General features: G+C 46.5%; 10 protein-coding genes. 5 read left to right on the plus strand and 5 right to left on the minus strand.

Features of this window, described 5'->3' with window-relative positions:
• The first annotated feature begins 78 nt into the window (after window positions 1–78).
• Genes H8K33_RS12740 through H8K33_RS12755 form a run of 4 tightly spaced genes read left to right on the plus strand, consistent with a single transcriptional unit; the run spans window position 79 to window position 4,948 of the window.
• On the plus strand, window positions 79–1,710 hold the full coding sequence (locus H8K33_RS12740) for an HD-GYP domain-containing protein (RefSeq protein ID WP_186891430.1): 1,632 nt from the start codon (window positions 79–81) through the stop codon (window positions 1,708–1,710).
• Window positions 1,711–1,725: 15 nt separating this feature from the next.
• The gene (locus H8K33_RS12745; protein ID WP_186891431.1) at window positions 1,726–3,558 is read left to right on the plus strand and encodes a CHASE2 domain-containing protein; all 1,833 of its coding nucleotides are present in this window, start codon (window positions 1,726–1,728) and stop codon (window positions 3,556–3,558) included.
• Window positions 3,559–3,563: 5 nt separating this feature from the next.
• Entirely contained in the window at window positions 3,564–4,079 is a 516-nt protein-coding gene (locus H8K33_RS12750) for an SH3 domain-containing protein (RefSeq protein WP_186891432.1), read from the plus strand.
• On the plus strand, window positions 4,079–4,948 hold the full coding sequence (locus H8K33_RS12755; RefSeq protein WP_186891433.1) for a M48 family metalloprotease: 870 nt from the start codon (window positions 4,079–4,081) through the stop codon (window positions 4,946–4,948). The genes H8K33_RS12750 and H8K33_RS12755 overlap by 1 nt, the downstream gene beginning before the upstream one ends.
• Before the next feature lie 86 nt (window positions 4,949–5,034).
• Here H8K33_RS12755 and H8K33_RS12760 read toward each other — a convergent pair whose 3' ends face one another.
• The 4 genes from H8K33_RS12760 to H8K33_RS12775 form a co-directional block, all read right to left on the minus strand.
• Window positions 5,035–6,213 (minus strand): acetyl-CoA C-acetyltransferase, encoded by a 1,179-nt coding sequence (locus H8K33_RS12760; protein WP_186891434.1) that lies wholly within the window; start codon window positions 6,211–6,213, stop codon window positions 5,035–5,037.
• Between the two features lie 297 nt (window positions 6,214–6,510).
• The gene (locus H8K33_RS12765; RefSeq protein ID WP_186891435.1) at window positions 6,511–7,077 is read right to left on the minus strand and encodes a phasin family protein; all 567 of its coding nucleotides are present in this window, start codon (window positions 7,075–7,077) and stop codon (window positions 6,511–6,513) included.
• 252 nt (window positions 7,078–7,329) lie between these two features.
• Complete coding sequence (locus tag H8K33_RS12770; protein ID WP_186891436.1) at window positions 7,330–7,815, minus strand: methylated-DNA--[protein]-cysteine S-methyltransferase; 486 nt, start codon at window positions 7,813–7,815, stop codon at window positions 7,330–7,332.
• A gap of 31 nt (window positions 7,816–7,846) precedes the next feature.
• A complete protein-coding gene (locus H8K33_RS12775; RefSeq protein ID WP_186891437.1) occupies window positions 7,847–9,349 on the minus strand; it encodes a DNA-3-methyladenine glycosylase 2 in 1,503 nt (500 codons plus the stop codon).
• Window positions 9,350–9,526: 177 nt separating this feature from the next.
• Here H8K33_RS12775 and H8K33_RS12780 point away from each other — a divergent pair, with 177 nt between their 5' ends.
• Complete coding sequence (locus tag H8K33_RS12780) at window positions 9,527–12,421, plus strand: ATP-binding protein (RefSeq protein ID WP_186891438.1); 2,895 nt, start codon at window positions 9,527–9,529, stop codon at window positions 12,419–12,421.
• A gap of 127 nt (window positions 12,422–12,548) precedes the next feature.
• Here H8K33_RS12780 and H8K33_RS12785 read toward each other — a convergent pair whose 3' ends face one another.
• Window positions 12,549–14,126 (minus strand): ammonium transporter, encoded by a 1,578-nt coding sequence (locus tag H8K33_RS12785; RefSeq protein ID WP_186891439.1) that lies wholly within the window; start codon window positions 14,124–14,126, stop codon window positions 12,549–12,551.
• Window positions 14,127–14,131: the final 5 nt, after the last annotated feature.

Raw genomic sequence — 14,131 nt, forward strand, 5'->3', positions numbered from 1 at the left:
ATCGCAATTTACAAAGTAGACTAGAACTATCCATTAAATACGAACAGAAACACTCAATTCGAAATTAACGACGAAATCATGTCAGAACTCAATCAGCAACAAATCGCTCAAAGACTACAACACCTGACTGAACTCAGCCTCGCATTGAACGGACTCGCGGATACAAATGCGCTGCTGGAGCGAATTTTACAAACCGCTAAAAAACTGACCAACGCCGATGGAGGAACACTCTATCGTGTGAACAAAGAAAAAACCCAACTGGAATTTGATATCGCCATCAATGACAGCCTCAATATTCACATAGGTGGTTCGCATCCCCGTGTGAAAGATATGCGTTCGATTCCATTACTAGATGAAAACGGTCATCAAAACTTACAAGCTGTGGTTGCCTACGCGGCCAATCTCAAACAATCGATTCGCATTGCCGATGTTTATGCTGCGGACTTGTTTAGTTTCTCTGAAATGCGTCGTTTTGATGAACTCAATCACTATCGATGCCAATCGTTACTAACCGTACCGATGCTTAATCACGAATCAGAATTAATCGGTGTTTTACAACTCATCAACGCGACAGCGCCTGATCAAGGCCAAGTGATTTCATTTACGGAAACCGATCAAGGTTTTATCGAAGCCTTAGCATCACAAGCAGCGATCGCGCTGAGCAATCAAGAACTAATCTACCAGTTAGAAAATTTATTTGAATCTTTAGTCAATCTGATCAATATCGGTATTGATGAGAAATCACCGAACACCGGACGGCATTGCCAACACGTCCCAGAACTGACGATGATGTTGGCAGAAGCCGTGCATCGCAGCGACTTACCAGTGTTTAAAAATTTCCACATGAATGAACGAGATCGCCGAGAATTATGGATGGCGGGGCTATTGCACGATTGCGGAAAAATCACCACGCCAGTTCATGTGATCGAAAAATCCACCAAACTAGAAACCATTTTTGATCGCATACATCTGATCGATACGCGTTTTGAAATTCTCCGTCGCGATATTGAAATTCGTTATCTCAAAATGGCTGCAACACAGGCAAACTCCAGCGAAGTAATCACGAAGATGCAACAAGAATTGGCGCACATTGATAGTGATCGCGCATTCTTGCGGCATGCCAACATCGGCGGCGAACGTATGCGCGATGAAGATCAAGAACGAGTGCATCTGATTGCTAAACGCACTTGGATTGATAGCAATGGTGTGCAACAACATTTACTTAGCGCTGATGAAGTTGAAAACCTCAGCATCAAAGCGGGAACCTTAACCGCCGAAGAACGCAAGATCATTAACAACCATATTGCAGTAACAATTCGAATGTTAGAAGCCTTACCCTGGCCAAAACATTTAAAAAATGTACCTGAATTTGCAGGTGGCCACCATGAGCGCATGGACGGCAAAGGGTATCCACGCGGCCTCACTGGTGAACAGATGTCGGTACAAGCCAAAATCATGGCGATTGCGGATATTTTTGAAGCACTTTCTGCCAAAGACCGCCCCTACAAAACTGGAAAATCATTGACAGAGTCTCTGGATATTCTTGGCAAATTTAGTCTCAATGGACACATTGATCCCGATCTCTTCCATGTCTTTGTCAAGGAAAAAGTTTATCTAGAATACGCGAAGAAATTTATGGATAGTGCGCAGATTGACGATGTAAATGAAAGAAAAATACCGGGTTATCAGACGCCATCACACCTGTCATAATTGGCCATCTTCGCGATGAAATCTTCACTGCGTTTTATTCATATTTTCACGCTACTGCTCGCACTTCTGGCGAGTTTTGAAGTGTTATGGCCACGCTACTTACTCAATCTCGATGGTAAATTTTCTGACTGGCTGGTAAAGCTACACGCAGAAAAATTATCAGCGGATTCCGATATCGTCATTCTCAATATTGACGACCGCAGCCTAACCCAGATGGAAGACAAAGTCGGCAGATGGCCTTGGCCTCGTTCGGTCTATGCCGAAGTGATACAGGCCATCGTGCAACAGCAGCCTAAAGCCATTGTGTTCGACGTGACTTTTAATGAACGTGATTTGGACAGACCCGATAGCGACCAACTATTCAACCAAGCGATAAAAGACCAAGCAACTATTTTTTTTCCGTTTATCCGAAGTGAACTAGATCGCGCTGCCTATGTAGGAAAACTCAGCGATTTACAAACTCGCTTGGGATTAATCAAGACATCACAGGCGGATGAATTGGCACACGGCGCCTTTTTATTGCCAATGGCAATAGACTCTAGCCAATGGCGCATCGGTACCGTGAATTTCACCGGGGATGCCGACGGCGTAGGACGACGCTACGAACTTTACACCGATATTTCTGGCTGGTTGGTTCCCTCTCTCCCAGCTCGCGTCGCCCAAAACTTAGGTTACGCGGTACCACAGAAAGCGGATTTAATATTGACTTGGTATGGTGACCGCAATCCCTATCAACGCATTTCGTTCACCGACCTTTATGCCGACATCGACCGTGAAAAACCCCAGCGCTCTCCGCAGGAATTCAAAGATAAAATAGTCATCATCGGTGCCAATGCCTCGTCTCTACACGATCTGCGGGTCACGCCGATTGATAGCCAATATTGGGGCTCAAATATTCTGGCCACCGCGATTGATAACCTAAAAAATCAACAGTTCATCTCCACACCACCTGCATGGTCTATGCTCCTAGCAACGTTAACCATGATCGCTTTAATTTATGCATGTTTCTTGCGAAGGGTTAATGCACTTTACCCTGCACTCGGCTTAGCTTTAGTTACCCCGATTTCCATTGCTGGTGCCTACTGGGCATTATCACAAAGCCTATTGCTGCATATTCTCATCCCCTTGTTTTTTGTTTGGGTCTATTACTTTTCACTAGCACTACGTGAGTATTGGATCGTGCATCGTTCCTACCAAGCGACGATTAAAGAGTTTGGGCGTTACGTCAATCCGCATGTGGTCAAGGAATGGGTCGCTCGCGAAGGCTCTGAGCATGTCGGTGAAAAAGCCGAGAGCCGTGAAATTACGATTTTGTTCTCGGATATTCGTGGTTTCACTTCATTGTCAGAAACTCGCACACCAGAGCAAATCGTGGATTTGCTTAACCGCTACTTCACACTTCAAGTCGAAGTGATTTTTCGGTATAACGGCACCATCGACAAATTCATCGGTGACTGCATTATGGCATTTTGGGGCGCACCGCTCGACAACAAACAGCACGCCTTAGATGCGGTAAAAGCGGCAGTTGAAATGTCTGAAGTGCTGGAAAAATTCAAATTGGAACTAGGTGACCAGTCAGCCGACTTTGACGTTGGAATTGGCCTGCATTCTGGACCGGCTGTGGTAGGCTCCATAGGTTCATCTGAACGAAAAGAATTCACAGCGATTGGCGACACTGTCAACCTCGCCAGCCGCATTGAAGGCTTAACCAAAGGCGTGTCGCGCATTCTCGTATCAAAGGAAACCATGTTGCTATGTGGCGATGCGCTTGACTTTGAAGCCTTTGGCTCCTATAAGGTAAAAGGACGCGAACAGGAAGTTGAATTATTTGCCCCCATCTCGAGGTAGACAATATGAAATACTATACGGCTCCCATCTTACTTGTCGGTACACTAATGTGCTCGCAGGCATTATGCCAAACTCAAAACCAAGCCATCGTTGTCCGCAGTACCGAATTAAAAGCCAAACCATTTAGCGATGCTGAAACACTCAAATCCTTGAAAGAAAATCAAAAGCTTGAGGTAGTCTCGCGTAAGGCGAGCTGGACAGAAGTGAAAGCACAGGACACCGTGGGTTGGGTGAAAATGTTAAGTCTGCGCTTTGAAGGAAGCCAAGGCGGCGGAAGCAATTTGGGAAGCTTTCTACAATCTGGACTAGATTTGAGACGCGGAACAGATACCGGTAGCACCACAACTACCGCTGTCAAAGGACTGGACAAAGAGAGTTTCAAAAATTTATCGCCCAACACCGATCGCTTCCAGAAAATGCAGGGTTTTAGTGCCAACAAACCTGACGCCAAGATCTTCGCCGTCCAACAGAATCTGAACCAACAAGAACAGGCGTACGTGAAAGCAGAGGGAGACAAATAATGGCCAAGTATATTCTTACAACAAGCGTGCTTGCCCTCGGCCTTATATTCGCCCCTGCAACTGCAACACCATCACCTCAATTCAACTTGACTAAGCTGTTTAAGACCGCCACCGATGCCACCAAGGCAGCCAAGGAATTTTCAGAACCTGACGAAATAGCGCTGGGGCAGGAAGTTACCGCAAATTTGTTAAGCCTGGGACCTCTCCTAGATAATCAAGACGTACAAGACTACGTGAATCGTGTTGGTCGTTGGGTCACTATGCACAGCGAGCGTCCCGACTTACCTTGGACTTTTGTCGTACTCGACTTAGAGGATGCCAACGCCTTTGCCGCACCGGGCGGCTATATCGTGATTACAAAAGGTTTGCTTCTCAAGCTAAACAGTGAAGCAGAACTCGCTGGCGTGCTCGGACATGAAGCATCTCATGTGGTTCGAAAACACCATCTGAGTGCGATAAAGAAGGCCGATACCATCGCCTTTGCGAAAGGCCTCGGAGACAATATTTTGGAAGCCACCGGGAAGTCCAGCGGTAAAAACAGAGCAATGCTGGAGCTAGTAAGCGCTAGCATGGCGCTGTACGGAATTGGCTTAGATAAGGACTCAGAGTTCGAAGCGGATCGCATGGGTGTAGTGCTGGCAACCAGGGCTGGTTACGACCCCTTCGGATTGCCTGCAGTCTTACAAACCATACAAGGAAGTAAGGGTGACGAGCTTAGCTTCCTTCTCTCTACCCATCCACCAGCAGGCGATCGCTTGAACAGCTTAGATCGCGCCATGGGGTCAAGCTTTGACCGCTATGACACGCTGCCCGCGGTCGAAAAGCGCTTTGCGAAAATTAAAGACCTTATTGCCGCGAAGAAGAAATAGACAAAAGCCCGTGCATCATCTCTGATCCACGGGCTCTTTTTGATAGATGTACCGAAACCTCTGTACTGAGACTCCTGCACTAAAGATTATGCACGTTCAATCGCCAGCGCAACCCCCATACCGCCACCGATACACAAGCTTGCTAAACCTTTCTTCGCATCACGACGTATCATTTCGTGAATCAGGCTGACCAGAATACGGCAACCAGATGCGCCGATAGGGTGACCAATCGCAATTGCGCCACCGTTCACATTGATTTTGCTAGTATCCCAAGCCATTTCACGATTCACACCAATCGCTTGTGCCGCGAAGGCTTCGTTGATCTCCATTAGATCAACTTCTTCATGCGTCCAACCAGCTTTCTTCAAACATAATTGTGCGGCAGGTACTGGGCCCAAGCCCATGATCGTTGGATCGATACCGGCTGAGGAATAAGCCTTAATTTTTGCTAACACTGGCAAACCCAGCTCGGCTGCTTTTTTTGCAGACATCATAATGACTGCTGCAGCGCCATCATTCAAACCAGAAGCATTACCCGCAGTCACCGTACCTGCTTTATCAAAGGCTGGACGTAACGCAGCTAATGAATCTAAAGTGCAACCGTGTTTAATGAATTCATCGGTATCAAAAACCGTCGTGCCTTTTTTGCTGACGATTTCGTAGGGAATAATTTCATCAACAAACTTGCCCGCTTTTTGTGCGGCTTCGGCTTTATTTTGCGAAGCCAATGCAAATTCATCTTGTTCTTCACGCGTGATGCCATGTTTCTTAGCGACGTTTTCAGCTGTAATACCCATGTGATATTGGTTATACACATCCCACAAACCGTCAACGATCATGGTGTCGACAAGTTTTGCATCGCCCATACGGAAGCCATCGCGTGAACCCGCTAATACGTGGGGAGAAGCGCTCATATTCTCTTGACCACCAGCGATGATGATTTCAGCATCACCTGCCATGATCGCCTGCGCTGCCAAATGCGTGGCTTTGAGACCGCTGCCGCATACTTTATTGATCGTCATCGCGGGCACTGTGTTTGGCAAACCAGCACGAATAACAGCTTGTCTTGCCGCATTTTGACCGACACCGGCAGTTAAAACTTGTCCAAGAATGACTTCACTGACCGCCGCACCACTTAAACCTGTTTTTGCCATCAAAGCTTTAATCACATGCGCGCCTAAATCTGACGCAGCCACTTTTGCCAATGAACCACCAAATTTACCAACCGCGGTGCGTCCAGCGGCGACGATTACGACTTCTTGCATGTGAAACTCCCTAAATAGTTTGAGTCAAGGTTGCGGTGAATCCGTAAGATTACACCAGTCTGTCCGGCTTAGTACTGATTTGCCTTGGAAAATATTGCACCGCATTAGAATTGCTGAATTTTTAGACAATTAATTTGATCCAGAAATTTTGGACGAAAAAAAAGCTTCCTTTTCGGGAAGCTTTTTTTACTTTGAAATCGCATTTATTGTTCGAACAAGCTTAACTGCACTTGCGGACGAAATTTGCGGCTTCGTAGTCGTTTAGCACTTGGTTTAGCCAAAGGCTGATCGGCTAGATTACTTCTTTTTTGCAGTTGTCGTTGCTTTTTCAGCAGCTTGTGTGAATTGCTTGGTTGCATTCGCCAAGTTGTCTTCCAAAGTTGCAACAGCTTGCTTGGTTGTTTTAGACATTTGCTCGTAACCTGCGTTGATGTTACCAACCACAGATTTCAAGGCTGTTACCGCTTGCTCGGAACCAGCTGGTGCATTTTTTGTGACTTCATCGATCAAAGAAACTACTTTTGCGTTTGTTTCAGCGATATGAGATTCCACTGCTTTAGTGAATTCTTGCTGTGTTGCTGAAGTGATCGTTGCCAAGTGACGGCCGTATGCCAAGGCTTTTTCTGCATTTGGTTTAGCTTGAGCAGATGCCAAAGCGATCAATTCTTGTGCGTCTTTTGCGTTCAACAATTGTTGCGTTGCTGCTGTACCTTCTTCGAAAGTCGCTTTAGCAGCGTTCACGTTCAAAGATACGAATTGCTCCAAGCCTTCAAATGCTTTTTGGTTCAATGCAGTGATTGCAGCAAATTGCGCTTCCAAGTTAGTCTTAGTAGCAGCGATAAATTGTTCTGGTGTTGTGTACATGGAATTCTCCGATAAGTTAACGATTCAGATTGGCGATTCAGTTTGAATCAAAATGGCAGTGAGTCCCAAAAAATCTTAAACATGGTGCACCGCAACAATTCGCATTCTACTGACTATTTTTTAAGCGTCAAGCTTTTTTTGTGCATTGCATCAAAATAGTTATTAACCGGGATTTTTTTGTTTGTTTTACGCTAATTTTCCTTTGCTTTTCAAAGGTTTAGGGTGAAATTTGCCACACACATTTTTTTGCTATTAGGCAACAAAATGTCGCTCTAAAGCCAGCAAGCGTTGTTTGTTTTCTAAGCCACCAGCATAGCCTTGCAAATCGCCATTGGCCGCGATCACACGATGGCAGGGAATAATGATGGACAAGGGGTTGCGCCCATTCGCCGCGCCCAAAGCCCGAATCGCCTTCGGTCTGCCTATCTGTTGTGCAAGCGCAGAATAACTACACACCGCACCGTAAGGAATCGTACATAAGGCCCGCCAAACTTCTTGTTGAAACGCAGTGCCTTGTGAGCAATCTAAAGGCAAATCAAAATCTCGTAAGCTTCCAGCGAAATAGGCGTCTAATTGTTGAGCCGCATGTTGTAATAAGGCGTTCTGTGGATCGGCTTGCCACGCCGGATCAATTTGCACATGTTTATGCTCAGCAAAATAGACTCCGGCTAAACCCGTCTCGCTGGCGAGAAGACGCAAAGGGCCAACTGGCGAGGAATGAATGAGATATTTTTTCATGATGCTTTATTTGTTCAATTGAGCTGGGACTTCAGCCGATAAGGCCAGCACTGGCTTCTGGCAAATCCGATAAAGATTGCCACAACAACAGTGCAGCGTAACTACGCCACGGCGACCACGCCTCAGCACGCAGCAGTAATTGTTTTTCCGTGCAGCGTGCTACCAATTGGGATGCTTCGCCACTAACTGCTTTTTGCAATCCAAGATCCCCGGCGGGGAATGCATTGGGAAATCGCAAAGCGCGCATCGCGATGTATTGCGCAGTCCACTCACCAATCCCCGGCAATGCTTTCAGACGCAAAATGAGCTCTTCCAGCGAGATACCTGCTTGTACTTGCAAACCACCGGCCACCGTAAAACTGGAAAAATGCTGTATGGTCGCTGCACGTGTTTTTGGTACACCTATCGTTGCGATCTCTTCTACACTGAGTCCTGCTAAGCGTTCCGGGCTAGGAAAATGATGTGTGACACCAACCCAAGGGCTCTCTGCCAATGCGCCAAATTTATGCACCAAGCGACCAGAAACGGTAGTCGCACCAGCGACGCTCACTTGCTGCCCCAAAATCGCTCGAATCGCCAATTCAAATGCATCAAAGCTTCCTGGCACCCGCAAACCTGGGGTGCGAACAATTTGTTGCGCCAACAAAGGATCTTGTCGCAAATGCTGAGCAATCACAACGGGATTAGCCTCCACGTCAAACTGTTGACGAATCTTTGCTAGCAGAGGTAATAAGACTGAACTTAAAGTCGGTGCAATTTGCAAGAGCAATTGCTGCTTATCCGCCAAATGACTCACTTCTATCCATCCGCATTTTCCATCAATCTGCACGCTGCGACGATAACAACCCTGTTGCAAATCTACTTGCTCCAAACCTGACATTGCTCGTCCATGCAAGTAACGCAATAGCGCATTCCATGCATACGGTGGTCGATAAGCCAGACGCAAAGTGATGCCTTGTTGGCTTTGCGAAGTAACTTGCAAACGGCGAATTGAGGCTGGTGTCATTTTGTAACGCGCTTCAAACAAGGCGTTAAACCGACGCACACTACCGAAACCAGCGGCAAAGGCAATTTCTGTCATGCCTAGATGTGTTTCCTGTATCAGTTTTTTCGCAAATAGTAGCCGCTGGGTTTGCGCCAACTCAATCGGACTTACGCCAAATTCTTGTAGCATCACTCGTCTTAATTGACGAGACGATAAGCCGACTTGTTCTGCCAATACTTCTACACTTGCTTCATTCAGAGCCCCAGCGCTAATTCTGTGCCAAATCGCGTGCGCCAAATTTTGCTGTAAGTTATACGGCGCTAATTCTGGTCGACAACGCAAACAAGGGCGAAATCCAGCCGCCTCTGCCGCTGCTTGTGAACTAAAAAAGACACAAGAAGTCTGACGAGGTGTTTTGACACGGCAAATTGGGCGACAATAAATTCCCGTCGTCGTAATACCGGCAAAAAAGACGCCGTCAAAACGGGCATCCTTAGCGGCTAGGGCGCGGTAATAATCTTGCTCGTGTATAGGAGTTTGCGACTGCATTTTTGTCATTAATTAAGTTCGAGTAAAAACATCCGTAATCTCTTAAAGGTACCCAAATGAACTCAGGCACGCCGTTAGCTTAAACCGGAACACAGCCACACGACTAGCCATTTTCGGACAAACAAATGTTAGACAAGCATCATAAAAAACAATCGCATCGTCACCACGAATAAATACATGAACGATATCATCCAGCGCATCGAACATTGTTCCCGACGGCATCCGCAATTGGCGATCAGATTGTTTCTCCACCTCGAACAACGCTCATACCAGGAAAAACGCTTGTCACAAGCATTGAACGCCTTAGCGCGTCGATTCTTTATTTGTGAGCGCATGGGTACTGGTGCGGAACTCAATGATGCGCTGTATACCGGTTTACAAAGTGCAGAACAACAAGGCTTAACCTACCAGGCCGGACGCATCATGCTATGTCTGGGACGCATTCGCTACACCCAAGGCATCTATAAAGAAGCGATCTATTTTTGGACCCGCTGCATCGATCTGTGCAAAATCACCCACGACACCGAAGTCTTGATTGAAGCCCGTATCGGTCTAGGACAAATTTATGATGCAATGGGTGACTGGGAAACTGGTGCACGCTTTCACCAACATGCGGGTGACTTGCTCGACACATTTGACCGTCCCTACTTAAAAAGTAAGCAGGCAATCAACCTCGGTGTAAACTGCATGCAATTAGGACAGCTCGCCCAAGCAAAACAATTATTTCAATCGGCAATTGAACATGCACAGCGCGGCAACATCGCTGAATATGTAGCAGAAGCACATTGGTATCTAGGAACACTAGCGCAACAAGAAGGCGAGCTTTCCTCTGCCTCAGACACAGTCGGGCTGGCAATCAGATTGGCGCAGGCCTGTAATTATCCTTGGCTAATCAGCGCTGCATCAAATACGCTGGGTGAAATTCTGATTGCACAAGGCGCAGAACGACAAGCCATCGAAGTCTATTTACAAGCCTTGCAATACGCAGAAAAAATTGGATCACGCCAACAAGCTGCAACTTGTCATCAAGCGCTCTCCTCACTCTACGAAACGATAGGCGAAGCACAATTTGCATTGAACTACGCGCGCAGTCATCATCTGATCATCAAGGAAATCAACGGACTTAGCGTCATTGACCAATTTAGTGAGCTACGCGAATATGATTTATCCAAAAAACCACCCGTAGAACTATTACTCGATTTGTCTTCGAATAGCCAACTCGAAAATAGGAATTTGGCCGAGGCTTTAAGTTATGTCTGTCAGGAAGCGCTAAAAATTCTGGAAGTCGATACAGTTTGCCTATGGCTCAAAGAAAAACATCAGTTACGCTGCGAGATGATCGCTGGCGAACAAAATGTTGGTTTTGGGATTGGAAAAATCTTACGGCAACAAGATTTTCTTAAATATTCACAAGTGATCCAGAATTTACATGCGCCAATCGCGACGCATGATTTACGCATTCACCCAGCAGCAGGTGAAATTGCTGCGCTTTATCTGCCTGTCAATCTGTGCTCCTTATTAGAAATATCCGTACGCTTACACGGTAATCAAATTGGCGTCATCAGCTTTGGCAAAGCTGGACAAAGAAAAAATTGGCGACGCGAAGATCTGTTATTTGGCAGTCATATTGCCAACTTGATTCAACAAATACTTAGTCTGGATGAACATAGAAAGGCTCAGAGTCGTTTAGAAAATCGCGTTGCCGAACGCACGCAAGAATTACAAGAACGTACAGAGCTTTTGCGTACCGCGCATCAAAATATTTTCATCCTCAGCGAAATAGGCAGAGAAATCACCTCTCAACTAGATCGTGAAAGCATCATTCACACTTTGTATCAACATGTGCATAAGCTGATGCCTGCTGAGTTTTTGTCGGTGGGCATTTATCAAGCGGAACAAGAACTAATTGATTTTCCCTGCAATATTTTGCACGGCAAAAATCTATTACCTTACCAACGTAATTTACAAGACCCTGATTTGCTCTCGGTCTGGTGTGTACAACACAAGAAAGCCATTTACATCAACGATGTGCATGAAGATTATTTGCACTACATCGGTATTGAAGGCTTGGAAAAATTGTTTGCGGAAGAGTCTCTGAACAATAAGGAAGTCAGCTTCGCGCCACTTTCCATCATCTATGTCCCCTTAATCGTCAAGGATCGATTGCTTGGCTTGCTCTCCATGCAAAGTGAACATCGCAATGCGTTTGAACGTATGCACGTCGACATGTTGACGACACTCGCGGCCTATACTGCCGTCGCGTTTGACAACGCCGATACATACCAGCAATTGTCTTCGGCACAGCAGCTTTTAATGTCGAAAGAAAAACTAGCCGCATTAGGCGCATTGGTGGCCGGCATTGCGCATGAAATCAATACCCCACTCGGTAATTGCTTATTGACCGCAACGACCTTGAAAGAAAGCTCAGGTAAATTTATTCGTCAATACACCGAGGGGCAATTAAAGCGCTCCGATTTCACGCATTTCACGAGTGTTTTGAATGAAGCAAACGATATGTTGATGCGCAATTTGCTCAACGCGAGTGATTTAGTGAGCAGCTTTAAACAAGTGTCCGTAGATCAAACTAGTCAACAACGTCGTTCATTTAATTTGCTCAAGACCAGCCAAGAAATCGTACGCACGATGCAAAGCCGGATCAATAAACAAAATCATCAATTGATGATTGATATTCCCGAACAAATCGTGATTGATAGCTATCCCGGCCCTTATGGACAAGTGATTACCAATTTCATTAATAATGCATTGCTACATGGTTTCGAAGATCGTGATGCCGGCATCATGCGTTTAAGTGCAGAGCAAACTGATCGCAAGCACATCAAAATTTGTTTTAGCGATAACGGCAATGGTATTCGTGAAGAACATTTACGACGGGTGTTTGATCCTTTCTTCACAACAAAGTTGGGACATGGCGGCAGCGGTTTAGGTTTGAACATCGTACACAATATCGTGACAGATTTATTAGGCGGTACGATTAGCGTGGACAGCAAATTCGGTGAGGGAACCAAGATCACACTACATTTACCAGTTCATCTACCAATGCGCGCGGATTGAGCAAAAAAAAACGCCTCCCAAACTACTGAGAGGCGCGAAGTCCCACCAAGAAACTGTACGAATTTACTTATTTTTCAAGCAAATCACTGCATGAAGATTCAAATTAAGAATCAGCTTACGAGTGAGCTTAAGAGTGGTATGCAGACTCACCGTGGCTAGTGATATCCAAGCCTTCACGTTCTTCATCTTCTGCAACACGTAAGCCGATCACCAGATCAACCAATTTGTAAGCGATCACAGAAACCACGGCTGACCAGAGAATAGTGACGCCGACCGCTGTTGCCTGGGTCGTGACCTGACCAACGATGCTGTACGCGTCTGCCGACATTTTATTGGCAACATAATCAAAAATGCCTTGACCGCCCAACGATGGTGACGCAAATACGCCAGTCAATAAAGCACCTAAGATACCGCCAACACCATGAACACCGAACACGTCAAGAGAGTCATCAGCACCTAGCATACGTTTAAGACCGTTCACACCCCACAAGCAAACGATACCTGAAGCCAAACCGATCAGTAAGCCGCCCATAGGTCCAACGAAACCACACGCAGGTGTAATCGCCACCAATCCAGCCACAGCACCAGAAGCAGCACCTAACATGGATGGCTTACCTTTGCTCATCCACTCGCCGAATACCCAGGAAACCGTTGCAGCAGCAGTTGCCAGCAAAGTATTCACGAAGGCCAATGCGGCAATATCATTTGCTTCATAAGCAGAACCCGCATTAAAACCAAACCAGCCCACCCACAGCAATGATGCACCAATCATGGTCATCGTTAAGGAGTGTGGTGCCATCGCTTCTTTGCCGTAGCCAACCCGTTTGCCAATCATGAAAGCGCCCACCAAACCAGCAACCGCCGCATTGATATGCACCACGGTACCACCAGCGAAATCTAATGCCCCCATTTGGAACAAGAAGCCCGCTTTTGCTGTTTCTGTCGCCAAGCTTGCGGCATCTTTAATCGCGTCAGGACCAGTCCAGAACCACACCATGTGTGCGATCGGTAAGTAACTGAAAGTGAACCAGATAACGACAAACGCCAAGACAGCTTTGAATTTTGCACGTTCAGCAAAAGCACCAATAATTAAAGCGCAAGTGATTGCCGCAAAAGTCGCTTGGAATGCCACAAAGACGAATTCAGGTAACACCACACCTTTGGTGAAAGTCGCTGCTGTCGTGAAACTCGCCTGCACTGGATCCCAAATTCCTTGCAACAGAACGCGATCAAATTTTCCGATAAAGCGACTGCCTTCGGTGAACGCTAGGGAGTAACCGTAAATACACCAAAGCACAATGATCACAGAAAAAATCATGAACACCTGTAATAAAACAGAGAGCATATTTTTGGCACGGACCAGACCACCATAAAACAGCGCCAAGCCTGGAATCGCCATCATTGTGACCAGTAAAGTCGCCACTAACATCCACGCGGTATCGCCTTTATTCGCGGTTGGAGCAGGTGCTGCTGCGGCTGGTGCGGCTTCTGCCACGACAGGAGCTGCACTGGTACCACTTGCAGCAACGGGCTCAGTAGTCGTCGTTGCACTCGCGGTCGATGCAGCAGCAACTTCTGCGACTGCCGATGCAACGCTCGCAGCAGCACTGGCGCTAGCCGCCAGATCTTCGGTGTTTGCCCAAACAGTTTGTGCCATCGCCATCACGCAAACCAAGGCGACAAGAGATTTCAATAGTTTTTTCATTTTCT

The organism is Affinundibacterium amnicola (assembly GCF_014284275.1).
Taxonomy (GTDB): Bacteria; Pseudomonadota; Gammaproteobacteria; order Burkholderiales; family Burkholderiaceae_D; genus Undibacterium; species Undibacterium amnicola.

What these genes read in the sequence shown, in the direction of transcription:
- H8K33_RS12740 (WP_186891430.1), top strand. Translation starts at nt 79, where the DNA reads ATGTCAGAACTCAATCAGCAACAAATCGCTCAAAGACTACAACACCTG.
- H8K33_RS12745 (WP_186891431.1), top strand. Translation starts at nt 1,726, where the DNA reads ATGAAATCTTCACTGCGTTTTATTCATATTTTCACGCTACTGCTCGCA.
- H8K33_RS12750 (WP_186891432.1), top strand. Translation starts at nt 3,564, where the DNA reads ATGAAATACTATACGGCTCCCATCTTACTTGTCGGTACACTAATGTGC.
- H8K33_RS12755 (WP_186891433.1), top strand. Translation starts at nt 4,079, where the DNA reads ATGGCCAAGTATATTCTTACAACAAGCGTGCTTGCCCTCGGCCTTATA.
- H8K33_RS12760 (WP_186891434.1), bottom strand. Translation starts at nt 6,213, where the DNA reads ATGCAAGAAGTCGTAATCGTCGCCGCTGGACGCACCGCGGTTGGTAAA.
- H8K33_RS12765 (WP_186891435.1), bottom strand. Translation starts at nt 7,077, where the DNA reads ATGTACACAACACCAGAACAATTTATCGCTGCTACTAAGACTAACTTG.
- H8K33_RS12770 (WP_186891436.1), bottom strand. Translation starts at nt 7,815, where the DNA reads ATGAAAAAATATCTCATTCATTCCTCGCCAGTTGGCCCTTTGCGTCTT.
- H8K33_RS12775 (WP_186891437.1), bottom strand. Translation starts at nt 9,349, where the DNA reads ATGCAGTCGCAAACTCCTATACACGAGCAAGATTATTACCGCGCCCTA.
- H8K33_RS12780 (WP_186891438.1), top strand. Translation starts at nt 9,527, where the DNA reads ATGAACGATATCATCCAGCGCATCGAACATTGTTCCCGACGGCATCCG.
- H8K33_RS12785 (WP_186891439.1), bottom strand. Translation starts at nt 14,126, where the DNA reads ATGAAAAAACTATTGAAATCTCTTGTCGCCTTGGTTTGCGTGATGGCG.